We start from the raw sequence: 12613 nt of genomic DNA on the forward strand, positions 1-12613 counted from the left end.
ACTCCGGGTCCGGCCGCCCGGTCACGACGACCGGCGTCGGCCCCTCCGGCAGCGGCACGTTCTCCAGATCTGCCGCCATGACCTGCACGTCCTCGCTCGCGGACCACCCCGCGGGAACCCGGGCGAGCCGATCGGGCACCAGCAGACGGAGCGGAAGCCCCCGCTCGGCGAACCAGCCGGCGAGCCGTGCGCGGACTTCCGGGTCGGCGGGATCGGCGACGGTACCCGGATCACCGAGCGGAATCGCCGAGTTGGCCCGGCGGGTGAATCCGGCGCCGGCCCGCAGCAGCCAGCCGTCCACCCATTCCATTTCGAGTCCGGGCCAGGCCGCGACGGCCGCGACCTCGAGCGCGCGGATCTCGCGGGTCCGGATCGGCCGCGCGGCCAGCGCCTTGAGCGCGACCACGGCGTCCGGCGCGACCTGCACGACCTGCCGCGTCTCGGTACGCACCACGACGGCGGGTTCCAGCGCCACGAGCTCGCCGATCACATCGGTCATCGGGTGGCTGTAGCCGGCGGGCAGGCGGTAGCGCAGCACGACCCGGGTACCCAGCGGAATCCCGCCCGCCGGCTCCGATGGCCCGGAAGGACCTGTAGGGCCGGCAGGATCGGAAGGCTCGCCAGGATCGGAAGGCATTACGGCGTCGTCGGTCCTTGTTCTCAGTCTTCGTCTTCGTCGTCGTGGCCGAACGGATCCTCGACGGACCCCGGCAGCCACGTGAGTCCCGGCACGCCCCAGCCGGCACGCTTGATCGTCTTCTTCGCCGCGCGCGCGTTGCGGCCGATCAGGACGTCGATGTACAGGAAGCCGTCGAGATGCCCGACCTCGTGCTGGAGCATGCGCGCGAAGAAGCCGCGGCCCTCGATCTCGACCGGGTTGCCCTCGGCGTCGGTGCCGGTGACCTTCGCCCACTCGGCACGACCCGTCGGGAAGTTCTCTCCGGGAACGGACAGGCAGCCCTCGAGATCCTCGTCCGGGTCGGGCATGGTCTCCGGGATCTCGGAGGTCTCGAGGACCGGATTGATCACCGCGCCGCGGCGGCGGACGACGTTGCCGTTCTCGTCGCGGTCCGGGCAGTCGTAGACGAACAGACGCTTGGCCACCCCGACCTGGTTCGCGGCGAGGCCGACTCCGTTGGCCGCGTCCATCGTCTCGTACATGTCCGCGATCAGCTGGGCGAGTTCGGCGGGCGACTCGGTCACCGGCTCGGTGGGGTTGTGCAGAACCGGGTCGCCGGTGATCACGATGGGAAGGATGGCCATGGACGAACAGAATAGTGCGCCGGACTCGCCTGATCGACGAGCCGGTACCTGTCGCTGCCCCGTGGTTCAATTGGCGTCGGAAACACACAGGTGCAATCGGTGTGATTCGAGGCAGGCGAGGAGTGAGATGGACGGCGCAGCGGCGCACAATGTGAACCGGTCCGTGGACGAGGCCCAGCAGAGCAGCGACGCCACCGAGGTTCCAGCTCCCGCGAACCCCGACGAGGTGGGGGAACACGGCCTGACCCGAAGGGAACACGACATCCTGGCGTTCGAACGCCAGTGGTGGAAGTACGCGGGTGCCAAGGAAGAAGCGATCAAGGAACTGTTCGGGCTGTCCGCGACCCGGTACTACCAGGTGCTCAATGCGCTGGTGGACCGGCCGGAAGCGCTCGCCGCGGATCCGATGCTGGTCAAGCGGCTGCGACGCCTGAGGGCGAGCCGTCAGAAGGCCCGGGCCGCGCGGCGGCTGGGCTTCGAGATCACCCGCTGACGGCGGGCGGACAGCGACGAGGCAACTATGGTCGAAGGCGTGCGTACGAACACCGAGCCCTCGGGACCACCGCTGCGGGCACTCGCGATGGTGCTGATCTCGCTGGCCATCCTGTTCGGAGGCATCGGCCTGGCGTCCCTGGGCGGCTCCGATTCGGAGAGCGCGCCGCCGGCGACCGAACCGGCCGCGGCCCCTGCGACGTCGACCACCGTGCCTCCGGCCAGGGCGGCTGCCCCCACCACGACCGTCGCTGCTCCGACGACGACCGCTGCGCGGGCGACGACCACGACGCCCGCGACGACGAGCGCGTCGTCGCTGATCGGGCTCGCGCCCGAGTCGGCCACCCCGGTGCGGGTGTTCAACAACAGCGAGATCGCGGGTCTTGCCGCGCAGACCGCGAGCCTTCTCGAGGACGACGGGTTCGTCATCAGTGAGACCGGCAACTACAGCGACGGGCTGATCGCCACCACTTCCGTGTACTACGGGACCGGTGCCGGCGAACGCGAGACCGCCGAAGCCGTGGCCGAAGCGCTGGGCGTGACCGCGCAGCCGCGATTCGAGGGAATTGCGGACTCGTCGCCCGGTGTCATCGTCATCGTGACCTCGCAATGAGGGCGATTCGGGCCCGGTTATGATCGAGTGACTTTCCGGCATTCCGAAGGAGCGGTTTGATGGCCTCGAGTTCCACCCGTCGCATGTCCTGGCGTGCGCTCGCCCCGATCGTCGCGATCGCCGCGGTGGGCCTGACCGCCTGCAGCAACAGCCAGGAACCGTCCGACGTCGTCGGCACCACCCCGCCGGTGTGGACCGGTTCGCCGGCACCCGAAGCCGGTGCCCACGGCGAAACCCACGGCACCGCCACCAGTGGTGAGGCCGCCGCCGGGACCGAGTCGCTGACCGCGACGCTGAAGACCCCCACGGGCGAGGATGCGGGCACCATCGAGTTCGCCGGCCACGGCGACGGCGTCGAGGTGACGCTCGAGCTCGAGGGTCTTCCCGCCGGCTACCGCGGTGTGCACGTGCACGCCATCGGCAAGTGCGAGCCCAACTCCACCGCCCCGACCGGCGGCGAGCCCGGCAACTTCCTCTCCGCCGGTGGGCACCTGCAGGCGCCCGGCCACACCGCCGTTCCGGAGAGCGGCGACCTCGGCGCGTTCGTCGTCACCGAAGACGGCACCGCCACGGCCACCATCACCACCACGGCCTTCACGATCGAGGATCTTCAGGGTCCGGAGGGCACGTCCGTCGTCGTGCACGAGGAAACCGCAGGCGGCGCGCGTCTCGCGTGCGGCGTGATCGGCTGATCGGCCTCCGCGTAACGGGATTCACAGCAAAACCCCTCACAGCGCCCCTGCGACCGGCTCTCGGTCGCGGGGGCGCTGTGGTTGGATTTGGGTGTGTCTGTCGAGTTCCCCGGTTCGCCGCGTCCCACGCTCGGTGTGGAATGGGAGATCGCGCTGGTCGACAAGTCGACGCGGGATCTGTCGAACACCGCTGCGGTCGTCTTCGACGCGGTCGAGGCCGAAGCCGGGCACACTCCCCGGCTGACGAAGGAGTTCCTGCGCAATACCGTCGAGCTGGTGACGGACGTGCACGACACCGTCGCCGAGGCCGTCGACGATCTGTCCGAGTCGCTCGATCTGCTCCGGGCCGCTGCGGACCCGCTGGGGGTCGACCTGATGTGCGCGGGCACGCACCCCTTCGCCCAGTGGTCCGACCAGGTGGTGACCCGCTCGCCGGACTACGACGAGATGATCGATCGCACCCGCTGGTGGGGACGCCAGATGCTCATCTGGGGTGTGCACGTCCACGTCGGTATCTCGTCGGCGGAAAAGGTCGTCCCGATTCTCAACGCGATGCTCGTGAAGTACCCGCACCTGCTGGCGTTGTCCGCGTCGTCGCCGATCTGGGCCGGACTCGACACCGGATACGCGAGCAACCGGGCGCTGATGTTCCAGCAGTTGCCCACCGCGGGACTGCCCTACCACTTCGCGAACTGGGCACAGTACGAGTCGTTCATCGAGGACCAGCTCAAGTCCGGTGTCATCAGCAAGCCGGGCGGCATGCACTGGGACATCCGGCCCTCACCGAAGTGGGGGACCCTCGAGGTTCGCGTGTTCGACGGCATCACGAACCGCGCCGAGCTGGCCGCATTGGTGGCGCTGGTCCACTCCCTCGTCGTGTACTTCGACGAATGCCTCGAACGCGGCGAGGAACTGCCGACGCTCCAGCCGTGGCACGTCAAGGAGAACAAGTGGCGGGCCGCACGGTACGGGCTCGAGGCCGAGGTGATCCTCGACCCGGTCTGCCACGAGAGACTCGTCACCGACGATCTGCACGATCTGCTCGAACAACTGACCCCGACCGCGGTGAGGCTGGGCTGCGCCGACGAATTGGCGCGCGTCGCCGACATTCCCGTCAAGGGCGCGTCCTACCAGCGTCAACGTCGTGTCGCGGAGGCCACCGGCGGCGATCTCTGTGCGGTCGTCGATCTGCTCGTGGATGAGCTGCGTCACTGACACAGACGGTGGTTCGGAGCACAGTCGGCTCCCGTTTACCATTCACCGGGTGTCGATCACGGAAACCCCACCCGGCGAACGGAAACCGGGCCACCGCGCCCACTGGTTCGTGCCGTTCGCGCTCACCGGTGCAGTCGCCGGAATCCTGATCGCCGAGGTCTTGGCGCGGCAGGCCGGATTCCCCGGCCCGCTGCCGGGACTGGTCGGTGACGTGGTCGGAGTTCCGAAGTCCGCGTCGGTGCCGTGGGCGGGCCTGGTTCTGGCGATGGTCGGGCTGACCGTGCGCGATCGCTGGCTGGCGATCGGCGCTGCGGTCCTGATCGACGGGGCATTCCTCGCCGGACGAGTCCTGACGGACGGGCCGATCACGGTCGGCAACGGGCCGACGGTCGTGCTCGCACTGCTGGCGCTCTACGCGGCGTCCACGATGAGCGGCGAGACCCGGCGCGGTGCGCTTCGCGGGATCGGGCTCGGGGTGCTGCTGGTGCTGTCGGTGAAGATCGGGGACGCGTGGCTCGAACTCACGGTGCTCGCCGGCCCCGAGGTGCTCGACGAGTACGTCCAGCTTGCCGACCATGCGCTCGGCAACCCGTCGTGGCTGGCCGGGCAGATTCTGAACGAGCTCGGTGGCGGCGCGTACGCGGTGCTGCACTGGGTGTACATCGAACTGCCCGTCGCTGCGATCGTCGTCGCCGTCCACCAATTGCGGAACGTCGGGGGCGGCCGCCCGTGGCCGGCGCACCACCTCGTGCGCACGTTCCTGCTGATCGGCCTGATCGGGCCGCTGTGCTATGTGCTGTTTCCCGTGGTCGGACCGGTTTTCGCGTTCGGCGACAGCGGCAGCGGCTGGCAGGTCGCCGACGCCTGGCCGACGTGGGCACCGCTGAACATGCAGCCCGCGCCGATCCCGTTCGACGACGAAACGCCCCGCAACTGCATGCCGAGCCTGCACACCGCGTGGGCGACGGCCCTGTTCCTGCATTCGCGCAGCGGCCCGAGATGGTTGCGGTGGGTGGGCGCGGCCTGGCTGGCGTGCACCCTCGCCGCGACCCTCGGCTTCGGCTACCACTACGGCGTCGACCTGGTCACCGGCGCGGTGCTGTGCCTGACCCTCGAATCGGCGCTGCGCGACCCGGACCGCGGGTGGGGATCGTTCCGGATCCGGCTCGTCGCCGGCGGCACGATGCTCATCGTCGCGCAACTAGCCGCCTACCGGTACCTGCCCGACGTCATGGCCGGGCACGCGCTGATCGCCGGGCCGGTGCTGCTCGCCTCACTCGTTGCGATGATCGTCGCCTTCCGCGCGACGTTCCCCGTTCAGGATTCGTTCGGCCAGACCCCGTCGTCGGAGTCGATCAGCCCGTCGCGGCCCAGCTGCTCGCGATAGGCGACCCGGCCGACGCGATGCGCGATGACCGGCGCGGTGAGCACCATGAACATGCCGGCCAGCGCCAGCATCCAGATGTCGATGTTGCCGCGCAGGATCAGCATCGCGCCGCCCAGCACGAACAGCAACCCGATCACCTGCGGTTTCGTCGCCGGGTGCATGCGGGAGAGGGTGTCGCGGAAGCGGAGGATGCCGACCGCGGCGGTCAGTGAGATGACCGAACCGATGAGGATCAGGACGTGGCCGACGATCTCGAGCGCTGTGTTCATCGGTCGTCACGCACCCGGAAGCGGGCGACCGAGACCGAACCGAGGAACCCGACCAGCGCGAGCGCCACGATCGCCGGTGCGATCGTCGTGTCCCGGCTGTACACGGCCCACAGGGCCAGTCCGCACATCGCGATGGCGAGGATCGCGTCCACCGCCACCAGGCGGTCCAGGGACGTCGGGCCGGCCAGTACCCGAAGGGTGATCAGCAGTGCGGAGATCAGCAGCAGAACCCCGCTGACGGTCAGTATCGTCGTCATGACCTTCCCTCCGAGGAACTCTTCCAGGCGCTGGGCTGCCAGTCGACGTCCCGCTCGAACGTGTGGATGAGCAGCCGTTCGATGCGCCGCGCCGACCGGTAGAAGTCGGCGACCGCCTTGTCGGTGCTCACGTCCAGAACGTGCACGTACATGATCCGGCGGACCTGATCGATCTCGAGGACCATCGTGCCCGGAATGTTGTTCATGATGTCCGTCCACAGCGTGAGCACCAGGTCGGACTTGATGGTCAGCCGGCAGCGCAGCACCCCCGTCACCGGGGGCGGGGACGGCCGGATCGCGAGCCACGCGACCGCGATCGTCGACCGGATCGATTCGACGAAGATCACCGCCGCGAGGTAGGCGGCCGATCCCAGATGCACGCGGCCTTCGACGGGCACCCGCGGCAGCGGCAGCACCACCGAGACGACGACCGCGATCACGGCGCCGCCGAGCACGTTCGCCACGCTGAAGTTGCCCCACAGCAGCACCCAGACGAGCGTCATCCAGCCCAGCACGAACAAGCGCAGGACGTTCGATCGTTTCATCGTCATCGCGGGCCTCCCAGTACGGCCTCGATGTACACGGAGCGATCCATCAGGTTCACGGCGGCCCGTTCGCTGATGTCGAGCAGTGGTCCGGCGAACACCGTCAGCGCCAGTCCGACCGCGACCAGGCCGGCAGTCGGGACGAGCATCGCGAGCGGCATCTTGCCGACGTCGGCGCGTTCGTCGAACGCGATGTCCTCGGCGGATTCGTCGATCAGCGCCGACGGCGCGACATCGGCGAGGTCCCCTTCGGGGGCGTCGGCGCGGGCCCGCCAGAACGCCTTCGACCAGACGCGGGCGATGACGTACAGCGTCAGCAGGCTCGTGACGGTACCGCCCGCCACCAGCACCCACGCCAGCGCAGAGCCGTCCTCGGCACCGGCCTGCAGCAACGCGATCTTGCCGATGAACCCGGAGAACGGGGGGATCCCGCCGAGATTCAGGCCGGGAATCAGGAACAGGATTGCCAGCAGGGGGCTGGCCAGGGCCAGGCCACCGAGTCGTCGCAGCGACGCCGAACCGGCCTGCCGCTCGATCAGACCGACCACGAGGAACAGGGTGGTCTGCACGAGGATGTGGTGCGCCACGTAGTACACCGCGCCGGTCATGCCCATCTCCGTCGACAGCCCCACACCGAAGACCATGTATCCGATGTGGCTGACGAGCGTGAACGACAGCAGACGCTTGATGTCGTTCTGTGCGATGGCGCCGAGGATGCCGATGAGCATCGTCAGCAGACCCGCGATCAGCAGCACGTTGTCGAGTTCACCGCCGGGGAACAGCAGCGTGTGGGCGCGGATGATGGCGTACACACCGACCTTCGTGAGCAGGCCTGCGAACACGGCGGTGACGGGGGCGGGCGCGGTCGGGTAGGAGTCCGGCAGCCACGCCGACAGCGGGAACACCGCAGCTTTGATGCCGAACGCGACGAGCAGCACCCCGAAGATCGCGGCGCGGGTACCGGACGGCACGTCGTCGAGTCGCAGGGCCATGTGCGCCAGGTTCAGGGTGCCCGTCGCGGCGTACGCGAAGGCCATGCCGACCAGGAAGATCAGCGACGACACCATCGACACCATGACGTACGAGACGCCGGCACGGACACGATCCGCGCTCGCTCCCAACGTCAGCAGCACGAACGACGCGGCGAGCAGCACCTCGAAACCGACGAACAGGTTGAACAGGTCGCCGGCGAGGAACGCGATGTTCACGCCCGCCGTCAGCGCGAGGTAGGTGGGCAGGAAGATCGACACCGGTTGCTGTTCGTTGCCGTCGTGGATGCCCTGGCCGACGGCGAACAGCATGACGGCGAGCAGCACGATGCCGGAGACCACCAGCATCAACGCTGCCAGGCGGTCCACCACCAGCGAGATGCCCATCGGTGCTTCCCAGCCGCCGATCTGGAGAACCGCGATGCCGTCGCGGTCGGCGAGGAACAGCAGCAGTCCGGTCACGAGCAGCGACCCGGTCAGCGCCGCAACGGTCACGTACCGCTGTGCGCGGGGCCGGCGGCCGAGGATCAGGGTGGTCGCCGCAGCGAGCAGCGGGATGAGAACGGGCAGTGGGATCAATGCGGCCGCGGACAACGTCATCGGCGGACTCCCTTCCCGGGATCGGCATCGCCGGAGCCCTCGCCGTGCGCCGAGGCACCGCCGTGTGTCGATTCGCCGGCGTATGCCGACTGGTCTGCATACGCCGAGTCGGTCGGGTCGTCGAAGTCGCCGTCGTGCAGGTCCTCGTAGGCTTCGAGGTCCTCGATGTTGGTGAGTGCCTCGAGGGGGATCGGATTTCCCTGGGCGTCGAAGGCGTCGCCACTCTTGCTGGGTTCGCCGGTGAGCGGGTCGTCGGACCGGTCGCGGTACGGCGCGTCCGCGGGGGTGCGGCGCTGCGACACCATGGTGTCCTCGGGGTCGTTCTCGACTTCGTCGCGTGCCCGGATCGTGTACGACCGGTACGTCAGGGCCAGCACGAAGGCCGCGACGCCCATCGTGATGACGATGGCGGTGAGGATCATCGCCTGCGCAAGCGGATCGGCCATGCTCTCGTGCAGGTCGTTGTTGTTGCCGACGATCGGTGCGCTGCCGGCGGGGCCGCCGAGCGTCAGGATCAGCAGGTTGATGCCGTTGCCGACCAGTAGCAGGCCGAGCAGCATCTTGATGATGCTGCGTTCGAGCAGCATGTAGACACCGCTGGCCGTGAGTATCCCGACCGCCGCGAGGAGAGCCAGATTCGCGCTGTTCATCGGGGACCTCCGATCGTCTCGGCGTCGAGGCGTGCGCCGAGGCTGCGCAGCACGTCGAGGATCAGACCCACCACGATGAGATACACGCCGAGGTCGAAGAACATGGCGGTGACCAGCTTGATGTGTCCGAGCAGCGGCAACGTCACCTCGATCGTCGCGGAGGACAGGGCGGGCGCCCCCAGGAACAGCGACGCGAGCGCGGTACCCGCCGAGAACGTCAGGCCCAGACCCAGGATCTTGCCGGCGTCGACGGGTACGGCTTCACCGAGTTCGTACCGCCCACCGGCGAGATACCGCAGCACCAGGGCCAGGCCGGCGACCAGGCCGCCCGCGAAGCCGCCGCCGGGGGCGTTGTGCCCGGAGAAGAAGAAGTAGACCGACAGCATCATCATCGTCGGGAACACCAGCCGGGTGGTCACCTCCAGGATCAGCGAACGATGCCGCGGATCGATGAAGTCGCCGCCGAGCAGCCACGTCGTCTCGGTACTGGCGTTCGCGGCGTCGAGCTGCGCGGCCGGTGCGTCGGCGACGCGCGGGGCCGTCCCGAACCGGCGGGTGCGGAACACCAGGCTCGCGACACCGGTTGCGGCGACCAGCAGCACCGAGATCTCGCCCATCGTGTCCCAGGCGCGGATGTCGACGAGCAGCACGTTGACGACGTTCTTGCCGTTGCCGATGTTGTAGGCCGCATCCGGGAGCAGCAGGGAGACCGGTTCGGTACTGCGGGCTGCGACGGCGTACGCGCCGATCGCGGTGACGGCCACGCCGACGGCGATGCCGAGGAGCGCCCGCGGCAGGCGTTTGCCGACGTCCGCGCCCGGGTCGGCCTCGGCGGGGAGTTTGCGCAGCACGAGCACGAACACGACGAGGGTCACTGTCTCCACCAGGAACTGGGTGAGCGCGAGATCCGGGGCCCCCTGCAGCGCGAACAGGACGCCGAGACCGTATCCGGTCATGCCGACCACCAGGACACCGGCGAGGCGGTTGCGCAGCACGGTCGCGGCAAGGGCACCGGCCGCGATGATCAGCACCACCGGCGCCTGCCAGGGGGTGTCCCACAGGCGGGTGCCGGGGGCGGAGTCGAGTCCGAACAGCAGCAGCAGGGACGAGGGCAGGACCACGAGGGTGACGAGGATCGTCGCCTGCGTCAGCGGCAGCGAACCGCGCTGGGTGACACCGGTGAGGCGCATCGACAGGTTGTCCATGCCGCGCAGCGTCGCGTCGTAGATGCGGTCGGCGTTGCCGAGCGGGGGATGCTCGAACCGCAGTCGGGAGACGGTGCGCTGAGCCAGGTACATCGCGACACCGCCGACGACGACGATGCCGGTCAGACCCAGCGGCAGATTGAGCCCGTGCCACAGGGCCAGGTGATACGGGTAGGCGAGGCTCGCAGGAAGGGTGTCGGCGTACGGGCTGAGCAGCGAGTCGATCCACGGCGCGGCGAGTCCGCCGGCCAGACCGCCGGCGGCCAGCACGGTCGGAGCCGACAGCAGCAGCGGGCCCGGGGCGTGGAATCTCTGGACGGCGGGGCTGGGGCGCTTGAGTTGCTTCCGGCCGAACGCACCCCAGATGAACCGGATGCTGTAGGCCAGCGTCAGGATCGAGCCGATCACCATCGTGGCGGTGGTCGCGATCCGCGCCCACGTCGGCAACACGTCCGCGACCAGTGCCGATTCGAATGCGGTTTCCTTGCCGACGAAACCGAGGAACGGCGGTAGTCCGGCCATGCTCATCGCGGCGAGGATCGCCACGACCGCCAGGAACGGGGTCTGCTTGCCCAGATGCGCAAGCTTGCGAATGTCGCGGGTGCCGGTCGAATGGTCGATGATCCCGACCACCATGAACAGGCACGCCTTGAACATCGCGTGGGCAACGACCATCGTCATGCCGGCCAGAGCGGCCTCGCGGGTGCCGATTCCGACGAGCATCGTGAGGAACCCGAGCTGGCTGACGGTGCCGAAAGCGAGGATCAGCTTCAGGTCGAACGCGCGGAACGCACGCCACCCGGCCAGCAACATCGAGGCCAGACCCAGCGTGATGACGATCGGCCGCCACGGCGCTGCATCGGCGAACGCCGGCGCGAGGCGGGCGACCAGGTAGATACCGGCTTTGACCATCGCCGCGGCGTGCAGATAACCGGACACCGGTGTCGGTGCGGCCATCGCTCCGGGCAACCAGAAATGCAGCGGGACGACCGCGGACTTCGACAGGGCACCGATGAGCACCAGCACCAGACCGACCCCGGCGAGCCAGCCGTGCGGGGCGGCCTCGATCACCGCGGACAGGTTGTAGCTGCCGGCCAGCTGCCCGAGGATGATGATGCCGACGAGCATCGCGAGCCCACCCGCGGTCGTCACCAGCAGGGCCTGCGTCGCTGCGCGCCGGCTCGACGCGCGTTCCGCGTAGTGCCCGACGAGCAGGAACGACAGGACCGTGGTCAGTTCCCAGAAGGTGTAGAGGACCAGCATGTTGTCGCTGGTGACGAGCCCGAACATGGCGCCGGCGAAGGCCACCATCTCGGCGGCGAAGATACCGAGGCGTGGTTCGTCGTCGGTGAAGTAGCGGGCGCAGTACAGCAGGATCAGCGCGCCGATACCCAGAACCAGCACCGACATGATCGAGGCGAGCGCGTCGAACCGCATGTCGATGTTCATCGACACCGTCGTGGCCCAGGTGATGTGCAGGGTCTGTTCGGTTCCCCAGTTCGCGATCACCCAGCCGAGACCGGCGAGAGGAACCAGGGACAACGGTATGAAGGCGTTTCTCCCCATGACTCTGACCAGGGGCGGCGCAAGTAGTGCGGCCACCGCGTGGGCGAAGAGTATGGCGAGCAAAAGGCACTCCGTCGGGGTCGGGCCTGGCGGCGTGTAACTGGAATGCGAGTGTGTGCGGAGCACACGGTCGCATTGTGCGCGCGGCACACCGCCGAAACTAGGGACGCCCCGAACCGCATGCCGTTCGCCAAAAGGGCAAATCGGATTGGTTCACATCCTAACGGGAAACTTCGCATCGTTGCGAACCGGAGGGTCCGCCCGCCACTCTCGGCGGTGGTCCGTAGGGTGCCGAACATGCCTGCCGCATCCGACCGCTCCCTCATCCGCACGGCCGCGCTCGCTCTCGTCCGCGACCGCCGTTTGTTGCAGACCCGATCGGCTGGGGCGACGGTGTTCTACATGGCGGGCGGCAAGCTGGAATCCGGCGAGAACGCCGAGCAGGCGCTGCACCGGGAGATCCGGGAGGAGCTCGGCGTCGGTCTGCGCGACGTCACCGAGGTCGGGGTCTTCGAGACCGTCGCGTACGGCCATCCGGCCGGCACCCGCCTGCACATGACGTGCTTCCGCGCCGATCCGATCGGCGAGCCGTATCCGGCCGGGGAGATCGCCGAGCTCGGCTGGTTCACCGTCTCCGAATACGCAGCCCAGCCCGAGGTCGCGCCGGGTTCGATGCTCGTGTTCGAGCACCTGCACTCGCTCGGCCTCGTGGATTGAGACCGGTGGGCTGCCCCTTGCAGCTCACCCGGATGCAGCTCACCGCACCTGCCACGCGCACACCGCCCCGGTCGCCACCAGAGCACCGACGATCAACTTCGGATCCGCCGGGATCGACCACACCGCCCCGAGGACGGGGAATGCCGCGAACGG

At 68.7% G+C, this 12613-nt stretch carries 14 protein-coding genes; 6 read left to right on the plus strand and 8 right to left on the minus strand.

The window, feature by feature from the left end; genetic code table 11:
- Both ACN675_RS24655 and ACN675_RS24660 read right to left on the minus strand, forming a co-directional pair.
- Positions 1-499 (minus strand): GNAT family N-acetyltransferase, cg3035/Rv0428c family (locus ACN675_RS24655; RefSeq protein WP_420753350.1); only part of this gene is annotated, 499 nt, incomplete at its 3' end.
- Positions 500-660: 161 nt separating this feature from the next.
- Positions 661-1263, minus strand: a complete 603-nt coding sequence (locus tag ACN675_RS24660) for a peptide deformylase (RefSeq protein ID WP_420753338.1) — start codon at positions 1261-1263, stop codon at positions 661-663.
- A 127-nt stretch (positions 1264-1390) separates the two neighbouring features.
- On the opposite strand from ACN675_RS24660, the gene ACN675_RS24665 reads away from it, so the two are divergent.
- The 5 genes from ACN675_RS24665 (at position 1391) to ACN675_RS24685 (ending at position 5662) form a co-directional block, all read left to right on the plus strand.
- Positions 1391-1756, plus strand: coding sequence for a DUF3263 domain-containing protein (locus tag ACN675_RS24665; RefSeq protein WP_420753339.1), 366 nt, complete (start codon positions 1391-1393; stop codon positions 1754-1756).
- 27 nt (positions 1757-1783) lie between these two features.
- On the plus strand, positions 1784-2368 hold the full coding sequence (locus ACN675_RS24670) for a LytR C-terminal domain-containing protein (RefSeq protein ID WP_420753340.1): 585 nt from the start codon (positions 1784-1786) through the stop codon (positions 2366-2368).
- A gap of 59 nt (positions 2369-2427) precedes the next feature.
- Positions 2428-3060, plus strand: a complete 633-nt coding sequence (gene sodC, locus ACN675_RS24675; RefSeq protein WP_420753341.1) for a superoxide dismutase[Cu-Zn] — start codon at positions 2428-2430, stop codon at positions 3058-3060.
- A gap of 93 nt (positions 3061-3153) precedes the next feature.
- On the plus strand, positions 3154-4275 hold the full coding sequence (locus ACN675_RS24680) for a glutamate--cysteine ligase (RefSeq protein WP_420753342.1): 1122 nt from the start codon (positions 3154-3156) through the stop codon (positions 4273-4275).
- A 49-nt stretch (positions 4276-4324) separates the two neighbouring features.
- The gene (locus ACN675_RS24685) at positions 4325-5662 is read left to right on the plus strand and encodes a DUF5933 domain-containing protein (RefSeq protein ID WP_420753343.1); all 1338 of its coding nucleotides are present in this window, start codon (positions 4325-4327) and stop codon (positions 5660-5662) included.
- On the opposite strand, the gene mnhG is transcribed toward ACN675_RS24685, so the two are convergent.
- The 6 genes from mnhG to ACN675_RS24715 are packed head-to-tail and all read right to left on the minus strand — an operon-like array spanning position 5593 to position 11806.
- Entirely contained in the window at positions 5593-5931 is a 339-nt protein-coding gene (mnhG, locus tag ACN675_RS24690; protein WP_420753344.1) for a monovalent cation/H(+) antiporter subunit G, read from the minus strand. The two genes, ACN675_RS24685 and mnhG, sit on opposite strands and share 70 nt — an antisense overlap.
- Complete coding sequence (locus ACN675_RS24695; RefSeq protein ID WP_420753345.1) at positions 5928-6188, minus strand: monovalent cation/H+ antiporter complex subunit F; 261 nt, start codon at positions 6186-6188, stop codon at positions 5928-5930. The genes mnhG and ACN675_RS24695 overlap by 4 nt, the downstream gene beginning before the upstream one ends.
- The gene (locus ACN675_RS24700) at positions 6185-6733 is read right to left on the minus strand and encodes a Na+/H+ antiporter subunit E (protein ID WP_420753351.1); all 549 of its coding nucleotides are present in this window, start codon (positions 6731-6733) and stop codon (positions 6185-6187) included. Before ACN675_RS24700 ends, ACN675_RS24695 begins: the two co-directional genes overlap by 4 nt.
- 2 nt (positions 6734-6735) lie before the next feature.
- The gene (locus tag ACN675_RS24705) at positions 6736-8322 is read right to left on the minus strand and encodes a Na+/H+ antiporter subunit D (RefSeq protein WP_420753346.1); all 1587 of its coding nucleotides are present in this window, start codon (positions 8320-8322) and stop codon (positions 6736-6738) included.
- Entirely contained in the window at positions 8319-8972 is a 654-nt protein-coding gene (locus tag ACN675_RS24710) for a Na(+)/H(+) antiporter subunit C (protein WP_420753347.1), read from the minus strand. Before ACN675_RS24710 ends, ACN675_RS24705 begins: the two co-directional genes overlap by 4 nt.
- Positions 8969-11806, minus strand: coding sequence for a Na+/H+ antiporter subunit A (locus ACN675_RS24715; protein WP_420753348.1), 2838 nt, complete (start codon positions 11804-11806; stop codon positions 8969-8971). Before ACN675_RS24715 ends, ACN675_RS24710 begins: the two co-directional genes overlap by 4 nt.
- A 234-nt stretch (positions 11807-12040) precedes the next feature.
- Here ACN675_RS24715 and ACN675_RS24720 point away from each other — a divergent pair, with 234 nt between their 5' ends.
- A complete protein-coding gene (locus ACN675_RS24720) occupies positions 12041-12460 on the plus strand; it encodes an NUDIX hydrolase (RefSeq protein ID WP_420753349.1) in 420 nt (139 codons plus the stop codon).
- The last annotated feature ends 153 nt before the right edge of the window (positions 12461-12613 follow it).

Origin of the sequence: Rhodococcus sp. O3 (assembly GCF_048897285.1) — a bacterium.
Classification (GTDB): Bacteria; Actinomycetota; Actinomycetes; order Mycobacteriales; family Mycobacteriaceae; genus Rhodococcus.

Bases quoted from the DNA above. Each gene is read 5' to 3' on its own strand.
- ACN675_RS24660 (WP_420753338.1), bottom strand. From the start codon at position 1,263: ATGGCCATCCTTCCCATCGTGATCACCGGCGACCCGGTTCTGCACAAC.
- ACN675_RS24665 (WP_420753339.1), top strand. From the start codon at position 1,391: ATGGACGGCGCAGCGGCGCACAATGTGAACCGGTCCGTGGACGAGGCC.
- ACN675_RS24670 (WP_420753340.1), top strand. From the start codon at position 1,784: ATGGTCGAAGGCGTGCGTACGAACACCGAGCCCTCGGGACCACCGCTG.
- sodC (WP_420753341.1), top strand. From the start codon at position 2,428: ATGGCCTCGAGTTCCACCCGTCGCATGTCCTGGCGTGCGCTCGCCCCG.
- mnhG (WP_420753344.1), bottom strand. From the start codon at position 5,931: ATGAACACAGCGCTCGAGATCGTCGGCCACGTCCTGATCCTCATCGGT.
- ACN675_RS24695 (WP_420753345.1), bottom strand. From the start codon at position 6,188: ATGACGACGATACTGACCGTCAGCGGGGTTCTGCTGCTGATCTCCGCA.
- ACN675_RS24700 (WP_420753351.1), bottom strand. From the start codon at position 6,733: ATGAAACGATCGAACGTCCTGCGCTTGTTCGTGCTGGGCTGGATGACG.
- ACN675_RS24705 (WP_420753346.1), bottom strand. From the start codon at position 8,322: ATGACGTTGTCCGCGGCCGCATTGATCCCACTGCCCGTTCTCATCCCG.
- ACN675_RS24710 (WP_420753347.1), bottom strand. From the start codon at position 8,972: ATGAACAGCGCGAATCTGGCTCTCCTCGCGGCGGTCGGGATACTCACG.
- ACN675_RS24720 (WP_420753349.1), top strand. From the start codon at position 12,041: ATGCCTGCCGCATCCGACCGCTCCCTCATCCGCACGGCCGCGCTCGCT.